This window comes from Bacillus alkalisoli, from assembly GCF_002797415.1.
Classification (GTDB): domain Bacteria; phylum Bacillota; class Bacilli; order Bacillales; family Bacillaceae_I; genus Bacillus_CD; species Bacillus_CD alkalisoli.
Window position 1 is genome coordinate 1,764,410 of the sequence record NZ_KZ454944.1, and the last position, 20,274, is coordinate 1,784,683.

At 35.3% G+C, this 20,274-nt stretch carries 17 protein-coding genes; 13 read left to right on the forward strand and 4 right to left on the reverse strand.

Annotated features, from left to right (window positions below; translation table 11 throughout):
• Positions 1 to 6: 6 nt before the first annotated feature.
• On the reverse strand, positions 7 to 1,011 hold the full coding sequence (locus CDZ89_RS08640) for a 2-oxoacid:acceptor oxidoreductase family protein (protein WP_100333531.1): 1,005 nt from the start codon (positions 1,009 to 1,011) through the stop codon (positions 7 to 9).
• A 624-nt stretch (positions 1,012 to 1,635) separates the two neighbouring features.
• Here CDZ89_RS08640 and CDZ89_RS08645 point away from each other — a divergent pair.
• From CDZ89_RS08645 to CDZ89_RS08655, 3 genes are all read left to right on the forward strand, one after another.
• Positions 1,636 to 2,388, forward strand: coding sequence for an alpha/beta fold hydrolase (locus tag CDZ89_RS08645; protein ID WP_100333532.1), 753 nt, complete (start codon positions 1,636 to 1,638; stop codon positions 2,386 to 2,388).
• 357 nt (positions 2,389 to 2,745) lie between these two features.
• Positions 2,746 to 2,979: a hypothetical protein gene (locus CDZ89_RS19615; RefSeq protein ID WP_157842703.1), complete on the forward strand. Its 234-nt coding sequence runs from the start codon at positions 2,746 to 2,748 to the stop codon at positions 2,977 to 2,979.
• 64 nt (positions 2,980 to 3,043) lie between these two features.
• A complete protein-coding gene (locus CDZ89_RS08655) occupies positions 3,044 to 3,976 on the forward strand; it encodes a D-2-hydroxyacid dehydrogenase (protein ID WP_096153887.1) in 933 nt (310 codons plus the stop codon).
• A gap of 146 nt (positions 3,977 to 4,122) precedes the next feature.
• Here CDZ89_RS08655 and CDZ89_RS08660 read toward each other — a convergent pair whose 3' ends face one another.
• Positions 4,123 to 4,848, reverse strand: coding sequence for a hypothetical protein (locus CDZ89_RS08660; RefSeq protein WP_096153889.1), 726 nt, complete (start codon positions 4,846 to 4,848; stop codon positions 4,123 to 4,125).
• Between the two features lie 55 nt (positions 4,849 to 4,903).
• Complete coding sequence (locus tag CDZ89_RS08665; protein WP_176483708.1) at positions 4,904 to 5,962, reverse strand: AbrB family transcriptional regulator; 1,059 nt, start codon at positions 5,960 to 5,962, stop codon at positions 4,904 to 4,906.
• 406 nt (positions 5,963 to 6,368) lie between these two features.
• Here CDZ89_RS08665 and CDZ89_RS08670 point away from each other — a divergent pair, with 406 nt between their 5' ends.
• Both CDZ89_RS08670 and CDZ89_RS08675 read left to right on the forward strand, forming a co-directional pair.
• On the forward strand, positions 6,369 to 7,037 hold the full coding sequence (locus tag CDZ89_RS08670) for a BsuPI-related putative proteinase inhibitor (RefSeq protein WP_100333534.1): 669 nt from the start codon (positions 6,369 to 6,371) through the stop codon (positions 7,035 to 7,037).
• 111 nt (positions 7,038 to 7,148) lie between these two features.
• Positions 7,149 to 8,108, forward strand: coding sequence for a TRM11 family SAM-dependent methyltransferase (locus CDZ89_RS08675; protein WP_227521469.1), 960 nt, complete (start codon positions 7,149 to 7,151; stop codon positions 8,106 to 8,108).
• Positions 8,109 to 8,494: 386 nt separating this feature from the next.
• Here CDZ89_RS08675 and CDZ89_RS08680 read toward each other — a convergent pair whose 3' ends face one another.
• Positions 8,495 to 9,430, reverse strand: a complete 936-nt coding sequence (locus CDZ89_RS08680) for an acetamidase/formamidase family protein (RefSeq protein ID WP_096153895.1) — start codon at positions 9,428 to 9,430, stop codon at positions 8,495 to 8,497.
• Positions 9,431 to 9,663: 233 nt separating this feature from the next.
• Between CDZ89_RS08680 and CDZ89_RS08685 the strand changes: the two genes are divergently transcribed.
• The 8 genes from CDZ89_RS08685 (at position 9,664) to CDZ89_RS08715 (ending at position 20,222) form a co-directional block, all read left to right on the forward strand.
• Positions 9,664 to 10,545: a proline iminopeptidase-family hydrolase gene (locus CDZ89_RS08685; RefSeq protein ID WP_227521470.1), complete on the forward strand. Its 882-nt coding sequence runs from the start codon at positions 9,664 to 9,666 to the stop codon at positions 10,543 to 10,545.
• Positions 10,546 to 10,725: 180 nt separating this feature from the next.
• A complete protein-coding gene (locus CDZ89_RS08690) occupies positions 10,726 to 11,154 on the forward strand; it encodes a VOC family protein (protein ID WP_100333535.1) in 429 nt (142 codons plus the stop codon).
• Between the two features lie 442 nt (positions 11,155 to 11,596).
• Positions 11,597 to 15,097 carry a M14 family metallopeptidase gene (locus tag CDZ89_RS08695; protein ID WP_198508235.1) on the forward strand — a complete coding sequence of 1,167 codons (3,501 nt, stop codon included), beginning with the start codon at positions 11,597 to 11,599 and terminating at the stop codon, positions 15,095 to 15,097.
• A 198-nt stretch (positions 15,098 to 15,295) separates the two neighbouring features.
• Complete coding sequence (locus tag CDZ89_RS08700; protein ID WP_096153899.1) at positions 15,296 to 16,135, forward strand: SAM hydrolase/SAM-dependent halogenase family protein; 840 nt, start codon at positions 15,296 to 15,298, stop codon at positions 16,133 to 16,135.
• Between the two features lie 151 nt (positions 16,136 to 16,286).
• A complete protein-coding gene (locus CDZ89_RS08705) occupies positions 16,287 to 17,504 on the forward strand; it encodes an MFS transporter (RefSeq protein WP_096153900.1) in 1,218 nt (405 codons plus the stop codon).
• 225 nt (positions 17,505 to 17,729) lie between these two features.
• Entirely contained in the window at positions 17,730 to 17,813 is an 84-nt protein-coding gene (locus CDZ89_RS20120; protein WP_227521578.1) for a putative holin-like toxin, read from the forward strand.
• 255 nt (positions 17,814 to 18,068) lie between these two features.
• Positions 18,069 to 18,584, forward strand: a complete 516-nt coding sequence (locus CDZ89_RS08710) for a hypothetical protein (RefSeq protein WP_096153902.1) — start codon at positions 18,069 to 18,071, stop codon at positions 18,582 to 18,584.
• Positions 18,585 to 18,803: 219 nt separating this feature from the next.
• Positions 18,804 to 20,222, forward strand: coding sequence for a tetratricopeptide repeat protein (locus CDZ89_RS08715; RefSeq protein ID WP_100333536.1), 1,419 nt, complete (start codon positions 18,804 to 18,806; stop codon positions 20,220 to 20,222).
• Positions 20,223 to 20,274 lie beyond the last annotated feature (52 nt).

Genomic DNA, 20,274 nt, shown 5'->3' on the forward strand with positions numbered 1-20,274 from the left:
ACTCTCTCATTTTACTAATTGAAACAAATGGGGAACTCGATTTTTTTCAGCGTACCCATCATCATGTTCACGTTCTTCTGTAAGCGCTTCCACAGGGCAGGCGTGTACACACTTCAAACAGCCTTTACAATATTGATAGTCAATACCTTGTAAAAACATTTGTGGGCGACCACGCTTATCCGGTTTTTCTTCCCATACAAAACAGAAATCAGGACAAACTGTATCGCAAGCAGCACAATTAATACATTTATCGTCATGAAAATGAGGGAGCATACCAGCTCGAGAAATACTTAAATCTTTTAAAATACTATTTCCAGGGTTTATGACCATGCCCCCTATTGGTTGTGTTTTGTAACCAAGTATAGGCTCAGGTCGTAAGAAAGGAGCAACATCTAAACCTTCTGGAGCATCAAAAGTTTTAAACTCAACTTCATGATAACCTCTGTCAAACGTTCGGATGTTAGGCTCTACTAGGTGAGGATATTTTGTTTCAAACGTTCGGCGAATCGTATTGCGCATCGATTCAGGATCTAAAAAATTTAAAACTCTGTATAGTGCACCTAACATCGCTGTATTCACTTTCGTTTGTTCTTCTAAGGCGATTTCCGTTGCATCAACAACCGCAATGACGCCACCTTGAATGTTCATTAATTCTTTCAGTTGTTCTGGGGATTTTTTTGAGTTTACTAAGATGTTGCTGTCTGGATAAATACCGCTTGTACAATTAATTGTTTTAAAAAGTGCATCGTGGAATATTCCGACTACATGAGGACGTTCAATAGGTGTGGTGTCGCGAATAGTAGTGTCAGGATCACAAAAACGAATGTGTGCTTTAACTGGTGATCCCTTTTTTTCTGAACCATAGGAAGAAAAACCAACGCCATTTAGACCGTTTCCAACAACGCCATCTTCTGATAACATTTTTCCAGCTAAGTTAGCCCCTAATCCACCAATCGACTCAAGACGAATTTCAAAAAAACCTAAGTCATTTACTTTAGGTAACTGTGTCAAAAAAGATTCCTCCAATCTTATGTAGTAATTTTTAGTTCAGTTGAGTTCATCATTGTATTTCGTTTACTGAAAAAAGAATATCAATTGTTAATACTGTGATTTGTCCTTATTATGTTTATATTTACCAAGCATTAACTAGTTAATATTCGTTTTTCGGTTACTAGAAATACATTATGAAACTTCGTTGTTGTAAAATTTAGATAATTCAAATAATTTTACAACTAAATTGTAACAGGAGGAGATTGGAAATACAACAGATTTATGTACAAAATATATATTTTAAGAGTATTATAGCTTTTAAGAATGTTTGCTCCCTAAATTTCGACACTCTGTATTAGTACATGAGTTTATTGTGTTGTAACAGATGGTAAATTAAAAAAACCTATCTCATTTAATAGATAGTTTTTTATAGTAGATCCATTTCTTCCGCAAAATTCGTTTTCAGTATTAGTAGATATGTTCTTACATTTGTATGTAACATGGTATTGTACTTGACCATGTTTTTATGTTTGTTTTGCCCTTCTTCTAGATTGTCTATTTTGTCTGAAAAATTAAACTCCTTTTGCTTAAAAAAGTAATTAAATAGCTATACTATAATAGCTAATAAAGTATGAGGTGAAAGATATGTTACATTATATAAGAAAAGGTAGTGGAGAACCCTTAGTGTTAATTCATGGTTTTCTTGGAACGCATGAAGATTATAATAAAGTTATTGACAAACTAGCAGAAACGAATGATGTTATCGCGATAGATTTGCCAGGGCATGGGAAATCGAAGCTGCCAGACACAGTTCACACTGTATATAATTATGCGGAAGAAATCTTAAAACTTCTTCACCATTTAAACATTCCAAAAGCAACATGGATAGGTCAGTCATTTGGCGGGTATATCACTTATGCTGCAGCAGATAAGTATAAACAACATTTATTTAGAGCTGCCGCTGTATATTCTACCCCAGCATCTGATGATACAGAAACGAAAAAAACTCGAGAACTGAATATAAAGGTTATAAAAATTGAAGGTATTCCTTCCTTTGCAGAAGCAAGAATACAGAGTTACTTTTGTGAACAAGGTAATATAAATGACATTCAAACAGCAATTCAATTAGCAAAGCAAACATCCAAAGAGGGTGCTATTAGAGCGCTAATTTCGATGAGAGATCGACCGAATCAAACGATACTTCTTGATACATTGGATATTCCATTTTTAATTATCCGTGGTACCCGAGATAATTGGGATGGAGAATTCAAAACATCAAACCCTTCTAATTATGTAACAATTAGAGATACAGAAACATCTCATATGGGAATGTTAGATAATCCTAATGAGTTTTTGGATGTAATCAACAAGTGGTTAAATACAAAGGGTAACAGTTGAACCAATTACTATTCATTGAGTAATTGGTTTTTTGTGTGAGTTAACTTCAAGATGGCGTTCCGCTTATTCAATAGCTAATTTCGTTTTATTAATTGATTCCGTTTCACTTTGTTTTTTCTACTATATGAGAAACGAATAATTACAACATAAGTGGCCGAAGCGGAGTGCAAAGTGACCGAAGCTTGATGCAAAGTGCCGAAGTAAGAGTCAAAGTGACCGAAGCCGGGTGCAAAGTGACCGAAGCGTGGTGCAAAGTGACTGAAGCGGAGTGCAAAGTGACCGAAGCGTGGTGCAAAGTGATCGAAGCTTGATGCAAAGTGCCGAAGTAAGAGTCAAAGTGCCGAAGTAAGAGTCAAAGTGACCGAAGCGTGGTGCAAAGTGACCGAAGCGAGAGTCAAAGTGACCGAAGCGGAGTGCAAAGTGACCGAAGCGGAGTGCAAAGTGACCGAAGCCGGGTACAAAGTGACCGAAGCGGAGTGCAAAGTGACCGAAGCCGGGTACAAAGTGACCGAAGTCGGGTGCAAAGTGACCGAAGCAGAGTCCAAAATGAACAAGTTTAGAGGTAAGCGTTATTGCAAAAATCCAGGTTAATAAATGACACTCTAGCCTTAAATAAATTATAATAAAAGCATATACATACAAAGGTGGAGGAGAAATGGTCATCGAAAACATTCTTGTTGCTGGAATCTATGAAGAACAATTTAATAGACAGTTACCAAACGAAACGAATCATAACTATCGATTTATCCCTTTAGAAAAGATTACGATTGAAGACCTAAAATGGGCAGATGTCTATGTTGGTTCAAAACCATGTGAAAATTTTAATCTAAAACATCTCAATTGGGTACATACATTTAACGCCGGAGTTAACAACTTCTTAGAAATTCGAGGGTGGGAACAAAACAAAATCCTCCTAACAAGAACAGTTTCTTCTTTCGGTCAAAGAATAAGTGAATATTGTTTAAGTTACATTTTAAAAGACCTTCAGCTTCATACCTTTTTTGCTGAAAATCAACATTACAAAAAATGGATACCAAAAACGCCTAAAATGATAAAAGATATGTCCATCCTTGTTTACGGAACAGGTGAAATCGGACAAGAAGTAGCGAGAACTTTCAGCTATTTCGGTGCTGAAGTACACGGGGTTTCCCAAAGTGGCAAGCAAAAAGAACATTTCAGAAAAATTGTGAAAGTAGAAGAAGCTTCTTCCTTTGTCGAGAAAGCAGATTGGATTATAAGTACACTGCCGCTAACAAAAGACACGAAAGAACTTTTTAATAAGAGGTTCTTTGAAAATATGAATGGAGCATCTTTTATTAACGTTGGTAGAGGAGCGACTGTGGACGAACTTGCTTTAATAGAAGCTCTTAACAATGGAAATGTAGCACACGCCGTTCTTGACGTGTTAACCACAGAACCATTACCTGAACAATCGGAACTTTGGAGTAGAGAAGATGTAACAATCACCCCACACATTTCGGCGGTAACAGAAATAGGAGAAGCAATAGCATGCTTTTTAGACACGCTTGAAAGAATAGAAAACAATTTAGATTTAATTAACAGTGTGGACTTTAGTAGAGGATATTAAATATCATTTTCGTAATGATTATTGCTGTAACTATGTTTAAAACCTAAAGTGGAATGCAGCGGAATGTAACGCCAATGTGTTTTTGCAGCAAGTGTATTAAAATAACAAAGCCGAGGCAAAATGGTGCCTCGGCCAGTTCTTTATTTTTACCATTGAAAAAATAGCTTTAATGACATCGTAATCGTAGTATAAGATACAACCCCAATTAAAAAAGTAAAAAAATGCGCTTCATTATCAGGTGGCAATTCGTACTTAAGGACGTTTAATATCATCGCTCCAGCAATAAAGGCAAAAATGATAGATTCCATAACAGGAGACAAATTTAACAACATCCCCATGCCCCAACCTAAAACAATCCCTAAAGTTAGTACATATCTTCCAACCTTATTATAGATATCCGCATATTCTCTCCATAAGTCGTGAGCTACAGCAATAAAATGCATCCCCACTGCTAGCCCGTAAAAAATAGCTTGTATTCCAGCAACATTATGAGAAATAACCGTATAAGAAACTAACATATTGTAGATTCCAAAAAACAATATTTGAAGCCAAAAAAGAGATCTCGCTTTTTCCGTCTTGTTATCCATTTGAGCTTTTCTAACAACTTTTTGAACTCCGTAGAACATTAAAACTCCAACCAAGCCAACAAAATATAATTCAGATGGCATCGTTAAATGATCATAATATTGCTTTACTAGAATTTGCTCCTTATGTAGAGTGGGTAACACATACACAAAAACATAAGAAACGGCTAACCCGCCAGAGAAAGAAAACCATTTCAAACGGTGTATACGATTAGAGGGAATGAATTTATTCGCAAGTAGATGTATTAATATAAAAGCAATCCCCATCAAAAAGGCATCTAGCGTCATAAAAAACCTCCATCACATACTGCTTTTATGAAATAATATGGCACGCCTTTAAAACCTATGCCACACGTCGGATAACTTCCTTCCTAAAATACCATTTTAAAACGGTCGGCACAAATAGAATAATAATTAAGATGCGAATTAGTTGAAGGGCACTTACAACCGCAGGATCTCCTCCAACAAATGAGGCTGTTAAAACCATCTCAATTAAACCACCTGGCGCTATACTTAAGATAGCGGTAGCTAAATTTAAACTAGTGAAATACGCTAACAAACCTCCTAAAGCAAAAGAAATAAGGATCAATAACAAGGAAACACCAAAATAGACGAAACTATATTTCCCACCTAACTTTAGATCTTCAAAAGATATATTTTTTCCTAATCCAACCCCAACTGATACTTGTGCACAAATTAATAGAATAGAAGGAATGGATGCCATTTCCACAACACCAATATTTAAAAAAGCTACAACAGCTAATGGACCAACAACTATCCCTGCTGGCAACCTATCCCGAACTAAAACCCCAACTATGACAGGAATCAAATATAGGAAATAGGTATATGGAGAAGATGTTCCAGCTTGATTAGTAAGTGCGGCGGTACTTGTTTGTTGTACGCTAAAAAAATACATAATAAAAGCAGGAACAGTAAATAAAACAGTCATTAATCTTACTGTTTGAAAAATGACTACATACGAAGTCTTTGCGTTAAGAGCTTCGCTTGCAATCACCATTTCCGATAAACCACCTGGTATGGATCCAAACACACTAGTAACTTTGTCTACTTGTATCCATTTCGTTACGTAAATAGCAACTGCGATACTACAGGCAATAAGAACGATTGTTGATAATAAATATGGAAAAATATATGGCCCAATCGTGTAGAACGTATCCATTGTAAAATATAATCCAAAATAGATTCCAAGAATCATAAATCCGGAGTTTTTTAATATATTCGGCCAATAAACCTCTCTCTTTGTTACACCTTGCCATACTAAAATAAAAGACAAAGCACCAAGAACCCACGGAAGAGGTAAGTTAAGCAAGAAAAATATATACCCACCAATAACGCCTATCGCCATGGTCTCAATTAAACGCAACAAGTTATTTAATTTCATAAAAACAAACCCACCTAAACTTTTTCGTATTACGAAATATTATACAGGAAAATTAACTTAAATAGTACGAATTGTATATTAAACGTTGATTTCAGCTGTAGGTGTTCGTTTTCCGCGAGCGGTAAAAAGGAAGGTTATTTTCACTATCGTGAAAAAAACCTACTCCTCGGCGCTTTTGCGCCTGTGGGATCTCCTTTGACGCGCTTTCCCGCAGGAGTCTCACACCTACAGCTGAAATCAACTTATTCACGTTGGAATATTAATGCTATTTTTAAATCTTCATCTTAATCAACAGCGGTCTTTCCTAAAGCAAAAAAAGTTTTTTAAAACAAGTAACTATTTCTCCAACCCCTACGTCTATAGATTTGAAAAAGAAAAACAAAAATAAATAAAAGGGGTCATAAAAATGATTACACGAAAATTATGTTTATTCCTATCGTTTTTACTCACATTTAGTTTACTAGTAGGCTGTGGGTTAAGTACAAATTCATCTGGAAGTGGCAATGGATCAGACAAAGAAAAAAATCCATTCCATACAACGATTGAAACAAATGAAGAGAACGGAAAGGTAATAGTTCGCTATAAAGTGAAAAACACTTCCGAAACAGAACAAAAACTAACTTTCCCAAGTAGCTTAGAAGCGGATTACATTTTATTTGACAAAAGCGGAAACAAAATAATCCAACTATCTGACGACATAATGGCTACTCAAGCAATAAAAGAAGTAACTTTGGCAAAAGGTGAAGAGCTATTCTTTGAGTTTATTATCGAGAATCTTGTAAATGGCGAATATGTAGTCGAAGTATTTTTAACAGCGGATAAAGAGCAAACAAAAGTTTCTATGGATGTTAAAGTGGAAAACTCCACATTAGTTAGAGCTGAAGGGGTATTAGTAGGTTTAGCTGACAGCCATACAGTAGAAATTATCGTAGATGGTAACCCAATTGCTTATCAATTATCAGATTTAGCAAAGGAACAAGTAGAGTCTATTAATGAGAAGGACGAAGTAGAGTTTTACTACACAGACGGGGAACAAGATGTAAGAACAATAACGACGTTCCTAAATATAAACTAATTAAGAAGAGAGCTATCGAGAAAGAGGCGATAACTCTCTTTTCTATTGTACCTGCTGCATAAATCTACTGTATAATGAACTAGAATACGGAAGATGGAAGGACTATATATTTTGAATACAATCTTAAATTACGTATACAACTACACGTGTGAACCAAATGAAAGTTCTCTGTGTGACTTAGAAAAACGAACCATTTTCGGAATGCAATCTGAAGAAAGATGTTTTGAAAGCACAATAGAATTTAACCCGAGTAGAAGTCCCTTTATTCGGGAGCGAATAGATGTACTAATTAAAGCAACACATTTTCAAGAGTTAATCGAAAAAGCGAAAGCTCTAACAGAAACTGAACAAACGTATAAAGTGAAGTATGTTCATAATGTAGACCATACAGAAGCAGAAAAGGCTTCTTTCAAAAAAAGACGTGACTTAGAAAGAGTAGTAGGAATGCAAGTACCTGGAGAGCCAGATTTATTAAATCCGGATGTAACATACGGGTTAATCCAACATAACGATCATTGGTATTTAGGATACTACCATAAAAGTGAGGCTGTATGGCTTCATCATCAAAACAAACCGAACAGCTACTCCGTTGCATTGAACACGAGAGTGGCAAGGTCGGTAGTAAACATCGCAGTTCCACAACCTAACCCAACTTCTATAAAAGCGATTGATCCTTGTTGTGGAGTAGGTACTGTATTAGTGGAAGCATTATCTATGAATATTAATATGGTTGGAAGCGATGTGAATCATTTGATCCTTCCGAGTGCGAGAGAAAATATTGCCCATTTCGGTTACCATACTTCCGTCATAGTAAAAGACATTCGTGACATTACAGAAAAATATGATGTTGCAATAATAGACTTACCTTATAACCTTTGTTCGGTTATAACTCCACAGGAACAATTAGAAATGCTACAAAGTACATATAGCTTTGCTCCAAAACTCGTTATTATAACTGTTGAACCGATCGATGAAATTTTGCAAGAAGCAGGCTTTAGGATTGTGGATAGAGGAGAAGTGAAAAAAGGTTCGTTTACAAGGGAGATTATTGTAGCGGTAGGGAAAATATAGTAAACAAGGCTGGGACAAATCCAGGTGAATGAAATGAAAGAGGCTCGAAAGAACATTTTTTTGTTCTTTCGGGTCTCTACTTACTGATGGAACAAAGGTTTAAGCCAATACGAAAGATTGTTCGAGATTACTCTCTCCAAAAGAACATCATCACCTTCATGAAGTTCAAGTGGAACAAATTTTTAAGGCCGATTGAACTTCATAGGCCAGATGAAGTTCAAGTGGAACAAATTTTTCAGGCCAGATGAATTTCATAGGCTATATGAAGTTCAAGTGGAACAAATTTTTAAAGCCAGATGAACTTCATAGTCTTTATGAAGTAGAACTAAAACAAACATTTAAGAGAAGAAGAACGTCACGTAGGCTTATTAGTTCCAGCCTCGTATTTATCGTATTGCCCCATAAGGTAAAACCGCATGTACGCCTTTTACCCCATTCACCACTTGCGTAATGCGTAAATCTACCGCGACACTGGCTAAACCAGTGGCATTTTCTTTACTAATACCATACAAATCTTGCATTAGCTTAACCATTTCATCTAATGCTACGCCTGCTGCTTCATTTAAATTTTCATGAAATCCAAACGTAATCCATCCTGAGGGAGTTTTCGCTCTCGGAAGATTCAAGTCCATATCCTCATGCAAAATAAGTGTGACATCTACAAAATCCATCGGGCATTCTATTGCTGTACCAGAACTTTCTCCATCACCTTGTAGGGCATGCCCATCTCCAATAGAAAAAAGAGCTCCATCAACAGCAATTGGTAAGAATAAGCTGCTACCCTTTACTAATTCTTTACAATCAATATTTCCACCACAATAACGAGGAGGTGAGGTCCTATGAACGCCAGGCTCTGCAGGCGCTACGCCCATTAATCCCATAAATGGAGAAAGCCCAACACGAAACTCACGTCCATCAATATCACAACAACCTGTCATTGTTTTTGCATCAAGTTTCCAGTCTAACTGAATACCCTCACAGTCAACTAAACCTAACTTTTCATTTTGCCAACTTTTCCCTCCACCAGCCCAATTCACACCATACCAACCTGGTTTAAGGTCATTTGTTCTAACTTCCAACACCATACCAGCCTTAGCACCTTCTACTGCAATCGGACCAAAGATAGGATGTCCTGGCTTTTCTTCTTTTTCCCTTGACTGATATATTTTTCTTTCGGTTCCCTCTGAACCCGAATAGCCCCATTGAATATCTAGAGTTTGTAATTGTATCGAGTCTCCAGACTGAACCGTTAAAATAGGTTCATAGTCTTTACTAAATGAACCGTGTATATTTCTTTCATCTATCTCAATCTTATGTATCATATTCACCGTCTCCTAAGATAAGATTTATTTAAATTTCGTACTACGAAATAGTATACAACACTTTTTTGGAAAGTAGGTTCTATATTTTAAAGAATATAAAGAATTGAAATATAAAGGGAATTAACAATAGGTTGTACAATTTAGATATAGGTAGAAATGTAATGAATAGCCATTTAGTAAATTTATAGTTAGAATATAAAAATAACGTATAGACATTAAAGGAGAGAATTAATTTGACAACTATAAAAGAAGGATTCATTGAAGTTACTGGTGGGAAAGTTTGGTATCAAAAACATGAGAGTGAAAAAAATACAACACCAGTCATTGTGTTACATGGTGGTCCAGGTTCGTCGCATTACTCATTACAAGGTTTAAAAGTACTATCTGAAAATCGTACAGTCATTTTATATGATCAACTAGGTTGTGGGAATTCGGATCGTCCATCAGACAAATCCTTATGGAATCTAGAAAGATTTGTAGAGGAATTAGAACAAATAAAAGAGGCACTTTCACTAGAAGAATTTCATATTTTAGGTCACTCTTGGGGGACAACGCTTGCAGCAGCGTATTATTTAAAAAAACCAGATGGAGTGAAGAGTATTATCTTTTCTAGCCCGTGCCTAAGTGCACCATTATGGGCGGAAGACCAAGAGGAAAATAGAAAATTGTTACCTGTTGAAGTGCAACAAACATTAAAGAAGTGTGAGGAAAATGGAACTACCGATTCAGAAGAATACAAAGAAGCAACGAAAATATTTAATCAGCATTTTGTATGTAGACTGGATCCAATTCCTGAGTTTCTAAAAAAGGGCCAACAGTATAGAAATCCAGAAGTATACAATACGATGTGGGGCCCATCGGAATTTCATGTAACAGGCAATCTAAAAGATTTTGATTGTACGTCTGAATTAAAAAATATTCAAGTTCCTACTCTTTACACATGTGGTCGTTATGATGAAGCAACACCGAAATCAACGGAATACTTTAGCTCATTAACGCCAAATGGCAAGTTCCATGTGTTTGAAAAAAGTGCCCATATGCCATACATAGAAGAAACTAATGAATTCTTACAAGTGGTAAACAAATTTTTACTTGAAGTCGGAGAAAATCATTAATTAAACGTACTGTGCAAACTAAACGATACCCTGTCGTAAGTAATCTTACTTGTGATGGGGGATTTCTTTTTCAAACGAACGATCAAACCCCTTACAACTAAAGTAGTAGAAGTAATACATTCTAAAGCTGCAATACTAACTTTGTTTTTCCTGTTAAAGTATTTGTAAGGGGTGAACGAAATGAAAATATTGAAAATAACATTAAAAACATCTGAGTTACACAACACAATTGCTTTTTACAACAACGTTTTAGAGCTTCCCATAGTACGTAAATGGGAAAGTGGTGTAACATTTCAAGTCGGTAAGTCTCATTTAACTTTTTTACAAGAAGGTGGAAGTAAAACATATTATCACGTAGCTTTCAGAACAAACTCTATGCACTTTGATGCAATGTATAATAAATTAAACAATTTAGGGGCATTGTTGCAAAATGAAGATGGAAATACGAGCATGTTTTGGAAAGGAAAACAATTATACTTTCTAGATCCTAGTGGAAATGTATTTGAAATTTTAGAGAGGGAAAATCCATATGACCATCAAATCGATGGCTTTTATGATATTTGTGAAATAGGCATTCCTTCACATTCAGTGGAAGAAATGAGTCAATAATTAAATAGTATCCCTAGTTTAATTAACTCTGAAAGTGATACGTTCCGTTTTTTTGGTGATGAATTAGGCGTATGCGTATTAGTGATAAAAGGTCGACACTGGTATCCGACTAGTAAGGAATCACAAATAGACCCACTTATGATAGAGGTAGAAGGGGATATAGAAAAAACCTTACAGCATCCTAAATATCCTTACACAATCAAAATTAAAAAGCCTGAATGGTGGTGATCTGTCATTCGAGTGGAATCTAGATTAATAATTAGTGGAAAGAGTCGAGGTACTAGTTACCTCGACTTTTTTTGAGTTCACATTTAATAAAGAGTATGGGTAAAAAGTAGTGTTTAAATATTTATTAATAAAAATGTATATTTATTCTTTCCAAACTCGAAGTAATCTGCTATTCTTTTCTAGTAATCTTAAAAAATAGGAGTTGTAGAAAAAGATGAAAAGAATAGTTTCATTATTTACCGCAATTGTATTGCTTGTATCTCTGTACGTACCTATTACACCGACAGTACAAGCAAACTACACACAAGAAGTTACACAAGCTATAGAATTAGAAGTAAGTAAGTCGATTTTTTCTTTTACTGAAGTAAGAACGGTAGAAGTACAAGCTGACTTTGGTGAGAATGTAGATTTAAGCCAACTGAAGTTCACATTCGGAGGAAAAGATCTTTCAGAATGGAAAAAGTGGACTAGTGGCACAAACTTTAACGGTGCACCAATCATTACGGTAGTAGAAGCACCGCATTTTGTTGAAGACACTACGGTAGTAAAAGCAACATTAGAATTTGGCTTACCATTTAACACGACAAATCTATCTAATAGAACGATTCGTGTACAATATCCTCAATTAATTGGAGATTATGAGTTAGCTCTAATTAACAAAGATACAAATGAAAAAGTAGCAACAACAGTTAAATGGAATGTATATGATGAATTTTTATTCAACGAAGAAATAAAGCCAGCAATTGATGAAGTATTTGCAAAAGCGAGTGCAGATGTAGAAAACAGTCGCTACATAGAATATGAATCAGTAGGTAAATCTGTTGAAGGTCGTGACATACATTTCGTAGTATTAGCAAAAGACAAAGCAGCAGTAGACAAATATTTAAATGAAACATTACCAACAGCACTAGAGAATCCTGCAAGTTTAATAGAAAAGCTACAAAATGGAACAATGAAAGATTACCAAGTTCCGATCTGGTTTAACAACATCCACCCTGATGAAGTAGAAGGGGTAGATGCGCAAGTTGAATTGTTCAAGAAATTTGCATTAGAAAAAGAAGTAACGTTTACAACATCTGATGAAGAAAATAAAGAAAAACAAGTTACATTAAATGTAGATGAAGTGTTAGAAGATGTGATTATGCTTTATTTATTCACAAGCAATCCAGATGGAAGAGTGGCAAATACGAGAGCAAATGTTAATGGTTTCGATTTAAACCGTGACAATGCTTATCAAACACAAGTAGAAACTCAAGCAGTAAATGAAGTTATTGCAAAATGGACACCGTTATCGTTCCTTGATATGCATGGTTATGTAAATGGTTTCTTAATTGAACCAACTACTCCACCTCATAATCCGAACTTTGAATATGATTTGTTACATGGAAGCATGATTTCTCAAGCACATGCGATGGGTAAAGCGGGTGTAGGTAACTCAAACTTAACTTCTTATTTCATTCCTAAGCTAAGTTGGGATGATGGTTGGGATGACATGACACCAGCTTATACAGCTGTATTCTCTATGTTACACGGATCCCTTGGACATACGATTGAAGTGCCAACTTTAAGCCAAGATTCCCTACATGCGATGGTTGGTACAGGTTACGGAGCAACATTATTTGTAACAGAAAACAAAGACGAACTATATAAGAAGCAATTAGAAATATTTAAACGTGGGGTTAATGGAGAGGACAATCGTGCCGTTGATCCATATTATGTTAACGCAAAAGGCGAATCAATCGGACGTGTACGAGGAGAGAACGAAAGCTTCTTCCCAGATTATTACGTAATTCCTACTGGGAAAAACCAAAAGAATGTATTAGAAGCAGAAAAAATGGTTCAATACTTACTTCGTAACGGTGTGAAAGTAGAAAAAACGACAGAATCTACTACAGTAAATGGAACTACATATCCAAAAGGAACGTTTGTAGTCCCTATGAAGCAAGCAAAACGCGGATTAGCAAACGCAGTTCTTTATAAAGGCGATGATGTATCTGATTGGGGAGCTATGTATGATCCGATTGTCGTAAACTTCCCTGCTTTAAGAGGTTTTGATATTCATGAAATTAGAACTTCTGGTGCTTTTACAAAAACAGTAGAATTAGCAAAAGTTGAATTAACGAAAGGTACAATTGTAGGAAATACACCAAAACAAGCGTTAAAAAATTCAAACAACGATACAATTAAATTAGTTAATGAACTACTGAAAAATGGTAAAGAAGTGCAAGTAGCATTAAAAACGAATAGTGGGGTTAATAAAGGCGATTTCATTGTGAACTCTGCAGACTTACTACCATATGTAAATGTGTTTTATTTTGAAGCAACATCTCTAGTAAACACCAAAAATATGAAAACGAACAAACTATCAAAACCAAATGTTGCAGTAACGGGTTCTGCACAACTTTTATATTCGGTTAAAGAGCTTGGATTTAACGTTGTAGATGTCGCTTCTTCAGATGTCGTTGTAAGTGATAACAACTCATTCAATGTTAACAACATCGCTGGAAAATCGTATATTGGTATTGGCCGTTCAGCTTTACTAGCAGTTCAAAACAACGGTTTACTTCCTGGTTATTCTTACGGATTTACAAATGGTACACATGAAGGGTTAGTTCATGCTAAAGTAAATAATCACTTATTAACTGCTGGTTACAACGAAAATGAATTATTATACGTTACATCTGGATCATGGATTAATTCTGTTCCAGAAGGAGCGGAAGTATTAGCTTCATTTAGCGATCAAGATGATTTTTATGTATCTGGTTGGTGGCCAAAACACGACGGTGCAAAAAGGAAAATAATGGCCTTTACAAAAGAATTAGAAAACACAACGATTACGTTATTCGCCAATTCCTTAGCATTCCGTGCTCACACAGAACATAGTTACCGCCTACTTGCAAACAGTATTTATGCTGCAGTAGGAGAAGAAGTAGAAAACGTAGAAAATGATTCAAAAGTAATCACAGTAGAAGACCTTAATATGGATTTAATAAAAGAGCAAGGTAACACACTTGTTGTAAGTAACGGAGAATCTATCACATCTGCAGCATTACAAATTCTATCTCAAGAACTAGAAAACGCGAAGTTATTAATTGAATTAGATGGGCAAAAAATAAACATTCCGCTTTCTGCATTAAAATTAGAGGAAGACTTTGTTTACACGGTAGAAGATGTGACAGCCCAATTTACAGATGCAAAAAGTAAAGTGTATGATATTGAAATTTCCAACTTAACCGGAACAGTAAATGTATCTTTCCTAGTAGAAGCATCTAAAGTGACAGATAAAAAATTATTAAAAGTTATATATGTAGACAGCCAGGGTAATCGTGAAGTGAAAGCGACTACTATTACAGATTTAGATAATGGTTACTATGAAGTTTCTGCATCAGTAAACCATTTTAGTATTTATGGTGTTTTTGAAGTTGTTGAAGAAGAGGAACCAGTAACAGGTGAAGAACCACCGGTAAATGAAGAAAATCCAGCTACAGGTGAAGAGCCACCAACAACTGGAAAACAACCAGAAGAGACTAAAGCACCAAAAACAAAAGAGGAAACTAAGAAAGATAAAACAAAGGATGGTTCAACTCCAGCAAAAGACGGTAAAAAACTTCCTGGTACAGCAACAACAATCTATAACACGATACTAATAGGGTTAGGATTACTACTAGTAGGTGTGATGTTTATCTTGTTTAAAAGAAAGAGAAAACTAGCTTAATAGAAATAAAGTGTCCATTATGAACAATGGTCAGATGAACCGATTGTGTTTTAAACATGATCGGTTTTTTTGTTAGTAAAAGTAAACGGTTACGTGTGTCATGATAGAAGCTGGCCAGTCCCAATTAGGAATTTGTTTATGTTCAAGCGCATAATATGGACAAAGTGAGTTGTTTTAATAGAAAGGAGCTACAACAGGATGAGTGGTGCATTGGTTTTACAATCAGATTTTGGTTTAAGTGATGGGGCTGTAAACGCCATGTATGGGGTGGCCCAGTCGGTGGATTCAACCTTGACTATTTTTGATCTTACTCATGATATTCCTCCATTCAACATATGGGAAGCTTCCTATCGATTGTTCCAAACAGTTAGTTATTGGCCAGAAGGTACTGTATTCGTATCAGTTGTAGATCCAGGCGTTGGGTCTGACCGGAAAAGTGTAGTGGTGAAAACAATTAGTGGTCAATATATTGTTACACCAGATAATGGAACATTGACACATATCCATCGTAGTATTGGTATTGAAGAAGTACGAGAAATTGATGAAAAAGTAAATCGCCTACCTAAATCAGGTGCTTCTCATACTTTTCATGGTAGAGATGTTTATGCGTATACAGCGGCAAGGTTAGCAGCTAACAAAATATCCTACCAAGAAGTCGGACCAACTATTCCAGTCCAATCAGTGGTAAGCCTTTGCTGTAATGATGCGGAAATAAAGGATGATAAAATAATAGGAATAATAGACATACTAGATATTCGTTTCGGAAACCTCTGGAGTAATATAAGCCGTGAACTTTTTGAAACTCAAGGGATCTCCTATGGAGACATTGTAGAAGTAATGATTAAGCATGGTAATAGAAAAATATATTCGAACCAAATGACATATGGCAAATCTTTTGCAGATACGAGAATTGGCCAACCACTTGTATACGTAAATTCGCTAGATAATATGGCAATTGCTATTAATCAAGGTTCTTTTGCGAAAGCATATAACATTGGAACTGGATCAAATTGGACTATTACATTACAAAAGTATTAAATTCCAAATTATAGTTAATATAGAAAGTGCTAAGAGTTTCTTCTGATACTCTAGCACTTTTTTTGAGGGTATTTGGCAATTAATGTAGAATATACATATTGAATCGCTATTTTAATTGAAAGTAAGTGTAAAGGAAAGATTAGGAGAAACCATGAAAAAAAGAAGAACCATCTCATCACACAACATTCGCGTCATGTTTTGGGTACGCTTTTTTGGCACGATTAATTTTATTGCGCCAGTTTTGACGTTGTTTTATTTTGCAAGAGGGTTAGAACCTGTACATATTCTCTTTCTTCAACTATTTTGGAGTGGAGCTGTTTTACTGGGAGAAGTGCCTGGTGGGGTTGTGGCCGATAGATTCGGTGCAAAAGTATCCTTCCTTATTGGAGTTCTCTTGAAGATAAGTAGTATTATTTTGCTTATTTTCGCATATGACCCATGGATGTTCTTTCTATTTAGTGCGATAAACGGATTTGCGGTTACTTTTTTCTCAGGAGCAGATGAAGCACTAATATATGAGTCGTTGAAAGAAGATAACGATCATCACCGAATGGACAGGGCGATGGGGAAAATACAATCGGCTGGATTTGTCTCTATGATTCTAGCAGTCCTGTTTGGTGCTTATTTAGCGAGAGATTTGCACAACGAACAGTTTGTCATTTTACTCTGCTTAGGATTAATATTCCATTTATTCGAGTTACTATTAATCTTTCACGTAAAAAGTCCAAAAAACAGTGCATTCTATCGTGATAACCCGTTTACGCAAGTAGTGTCTGGAATAAAAGCGATTAAAAAAGCACCTACATTATTGCTTTTATTTATGAACTTCACACTTGTGTTTATTGCAGCAGATTCTGTCTATGAAGCTTTCAATCAACCAATATTTACAAACGCTGGCTTACCAGTCGTGATGATAGGAGTAATATATGCAATTGCGGCAGTTGGCGGATTTGTCATTTCACAATCTGTAGGCTGGTTTACAAGCCAATTTTCTAGAAAACTCTTGATGGGTGTAACTGGTGGTTTGGCCGCGGCAGGTCTATTTTTATCAGCAGTTTTTGGAGAAATGCTTTGGGTTATTATTGGTGCGTTTTTCGTCCTAAGACTTGGACAAGCAATACGAGATCCAATCTATTCGCAGTTAAAAAATGACCTCATCCCATCAAATATCCGGGCAACAACCCTTTCATTAATTTCTGTATTAGACTCGGCATTTGATCTTTTAATCTTTGGCTTATTAGCCGTCTTCGCGTTTAGTGGAGTAAGTGGAATATTACTTGCTAGTAGTTTCGTAGCGTTGATAGGAACTTTAATACCTTTACAGGCAAAGCAGAAGAAGTTAGTCGCTATGGAGAAGAAAGTAATTTAATATAATATAAGGAAGATGGGATAGTATCGTAGAAAGCGGTGGAAGCAATGTTCGAATCTGCTGAAAGAGGGTATAATCTAGAGATTATTTAGGAAAGCTATTTAACTTGGAAAGTGACTAAAACAGAACATTCGTTCTTTATTTATGGTATAATATATTTATAATAGTTTGGTTAACTCAAGGGTGGTCAGCATTTCCCCGGTGTGAAAGGGGGTGATGCTTATGATGACAACGTTTCAAACACTAATGCTTATGATAGCGTTTGCTAGTTTAGTGTTGTCTATCGTATCTTATAGAGACAAAAAATAACCCACCCTTGAGCCTGGAAGCAAAATAGGGTGGACTATACTCCAAATTGCTGACTCCCTTGAAGGGAACCTGCTATTGTATGGACCGTTTGGTGTTGACGCACCAGCGGTCTTTTTTATTATATGCATATGTGTATACTAATATTATAACAGTTGTAACTAGATTTGAAAACAATAATGAACATAATAGCTTCAAAACTAGAATGAAACTATTCTAAATAGCATTCGTCTAATATTAAATAAAGGGGGAATTTTCTTGATAAAACGATTTCTGTCTGTTTTCGTTTTCTTCTCATTTATTCTTTTACTTACTAGTTGTAACAGTCAACCTGAAGAAACTTTACTTAAGGAAGAAGATTTAAATGAACAAACAATACAAGCAAAAAAGCACTTAGAAGACATGGGATATGAAGTACTCTCATTCGATAAAGAAGGGTGGGAAGAATTTAAAGAAAATAGATTATCTATAAAACCAAATCAAGATTTTTGGTCCGTTCAGAACGTGGATCCTACAAACTTTTTAAACAAAAAGCTAGATACATACTACTTCACGATAAAAAATCACCCATTAGACGAAATATTTAACATGGGAAAAACAAAAGTTTCTGTATATATGTTGGATGGAGAAGTATTCGGAGGGTGGTCATATCCAATTTCTGAAGACAATGACGTAATGGGAAGTGTATCCTCTTTAGAAGGATTATCAGCAGAAGAAGTACAAGGAGATTATCAGAAATGGTTATTACAATGGAATGCTAAGTACGGGAATTAAGTGGTGAGTCTGTATTCGAAACGGGGGAGGGTTATAACCAACGCCATCCCCTCGATTGATTTATGATATAATGTGGGTAACACTTCATCTATGGTAATAAACTGGTAGTATGAATAATATACCAAATAGGGGATTTTTAAACACAACCCAAGTTTATTCCATTTTCACAAGTGAGTAGTACATGATAATGTAAGGCAAGTATCCAAGGTGATTTTAATAATGGAGGCGATAAAATTGACTCATACACCAATTATATTAACAGGTGGAAAGCAACCAATCACGTTACAACCAACCAAAATGACCATTTACTTACAAAGTACAATAATTGAAGCTAACAGTTTAAACGATGAAGTGTACTATATATTTTATTATAAAAATAATTACCTTACCACAAAAAAGACTTCGAAAGTTCGACTAAACTCCCATATCCACAAGGCTCTTACAAAAGGAATAACCTTTTATTCTCCTCACCCAATAATAAATGAGATACTACCAGAAAACAGAAGATTACATAGCCATACGTTTAAAGAGCTCTTTAAACAACTTGATTCCAAAAATTCCCCAATCGAAATTGCGCTAATTGCAACTTTTTTCGAGTCGTTTATTCCTCATAAACCTTTACTGAAACTTATTCAATCCAATTATTACAAATATGCTCGTGATGGAAATTTGTTCGCATGCTACCAAATTATTCGGTTGCTTTTATCATTATCGCACAAAGACACCTGGATAAAGGAGTTCTCTAGTAAGAGAGAATACTACAAATATAAATCCCAATATGAAAATCCATCAAAAGAACTTTTAAGAAAAGATGTAATATGTGCAGAGACACAATGGTATGCTGAAAAAGATAGCAGCATAGAAAGTTTTCTCCAACTCATCTCTCTATACGAATCTGAAAATAGATGGTGTGATGTAATAGCTTTATCCATCGAACAAGTGAAGAAACAACCTACAGTAGACCAATATAAGATTCTTTTTAGTAAATTGAAAAACCGGTATGAACTAGAGGAAGTTATGGTTATTCTTGAAGATATGATGAAAGAAGTACCGAATTTTGATGTAATAAAGATGGATCTATTGAATATGTATCTTCATCTTCAACATTTAGAAAAATCGTTACAACTATTAAGGAATTATCCAACAAGTATAAAAGATTCACAATTAAATCAGTTAGTAACTCTGTTAGATGATCTGGATTTGGAACATAGCTCTATACCTTTTGAAGATTTTGCAAAGTTAATTTTGACTCTATTTAAATCAAATTCTGAAAAGTTAGAACAATATATTTTAAAATTTGTTGTAGTTTTGCTTAAGAAACATGACCTTTCCTTTGTGATGAAATTCATAGAACCTTTCCAGCCATTAAAGGGAAAATTACCGATAATAAATAAATTAAACAAAATGTATAAATTAAAAAATGATCCAGATAATCAACTATTACTAGGAGAAATGTATTATCAATTAAAACAAATAGATCAAGCCATAGAGTGTTTTAGTTGGGACATGGAACTGAAGGAAAGAGATCCAAAACCAGTACAGTGGTTGGCAAAAATCTATCGCGAAACCGGTAAAATGTACGAATACAAAGCCTACCAACAACATTATATGAATTTACAAAAAAATACAGGCGCATAACTAGCAATAGGATTAGGACTTAACTCGTTCAAGAACACCTACAATAATAAGT

Excerpts from the sequence above, each read along its gene's own strand:
- CDZ89_RS08645 (WP_100333532.1), top strand. The coding sequence starts at position 1,636 with ATGTTACATTATATAAGAAAAGGTAGTGGAGAACCCTTAGTGTTAATT.
- CDZ89_RS08655 (WP_096153887.1), top strand. The coding sequence starts at position 3,044 with ATGGTCATCGAAAACATTCTTGTTGCTGGAATCTATGAAGAACAATTT.
- CDZ89_RS08660 (WP_096153889.1), bottom strand. The coding sequence starts at position 4,848 with ATGACGCTAGATGCCTTTTTGATGGGGATTGCTTTTATATTAATACAT.
- CDZ89_RS08665 (WP_176483708.1), bottom strand. The coding sequence starts at position 5,962 with ATGAAATTAAATAACTTGTTGCGTTTAATTGAGACCATGGCGATAGGC.
- CDZ89_RS08670 (WP_100333534.1), top strand. The coding sequence starts at position 6,369 with ATGATTACACGAAAATTATGTTTATTCCTATCGTTTTTACTCACATTT.
- CDZ89_RS08680 (WP_096153895.1), bottom strand. The coding sequence starts at position 9,430 with ATGATACATAAGATTGAGATAGATGAAAGAAATATACACGGTTCATTT.
- CDZ89_RS08690 (WP_100333535.1), top strand. The coding sequence starts at position 10,726 with ATGAAAATATTGAAAATAACATTAAAAACATCTGAGTTACACAACACA.
- CDZ89_RS08695 (WP_198508235.1), top strand. The coding sequence starts at position 11,597 with ATGAAAAGAATAGTTTCATTATTTACCGCAATTGTATTGCTTGTATCT.
- CDZ89_RS08700 (WP_096153899.1), top strand. The coding sequence starts at position 15,296 with ATGAGTGGTGCATTGGTTTTACAATCAGATTTTGGTTTAAGTGATGGG.
- CDZ89_RS08705 (WP_096153900.1), top strand. The coding sequence starts at position 16,287 with ATGAAAAAAAGAAGAACCATCTCATCACACAACATTCGCGTCATGTTT.
- CDZ89_RS20120 (WP_227521578.1), top strand. The coding sequence starts at position 17,730 with ATGACAACGTTTCAAACACTAATGCTTATGATAGCGTTTGCTAGTTTA.
- CDZ89_RS08715 (WP_100333536.1), top strand. The coding sequence starts at position 18,804 with ATGGAGGCGATAAAATTGACTCATACACCAATTATATTAACAGGTGGA.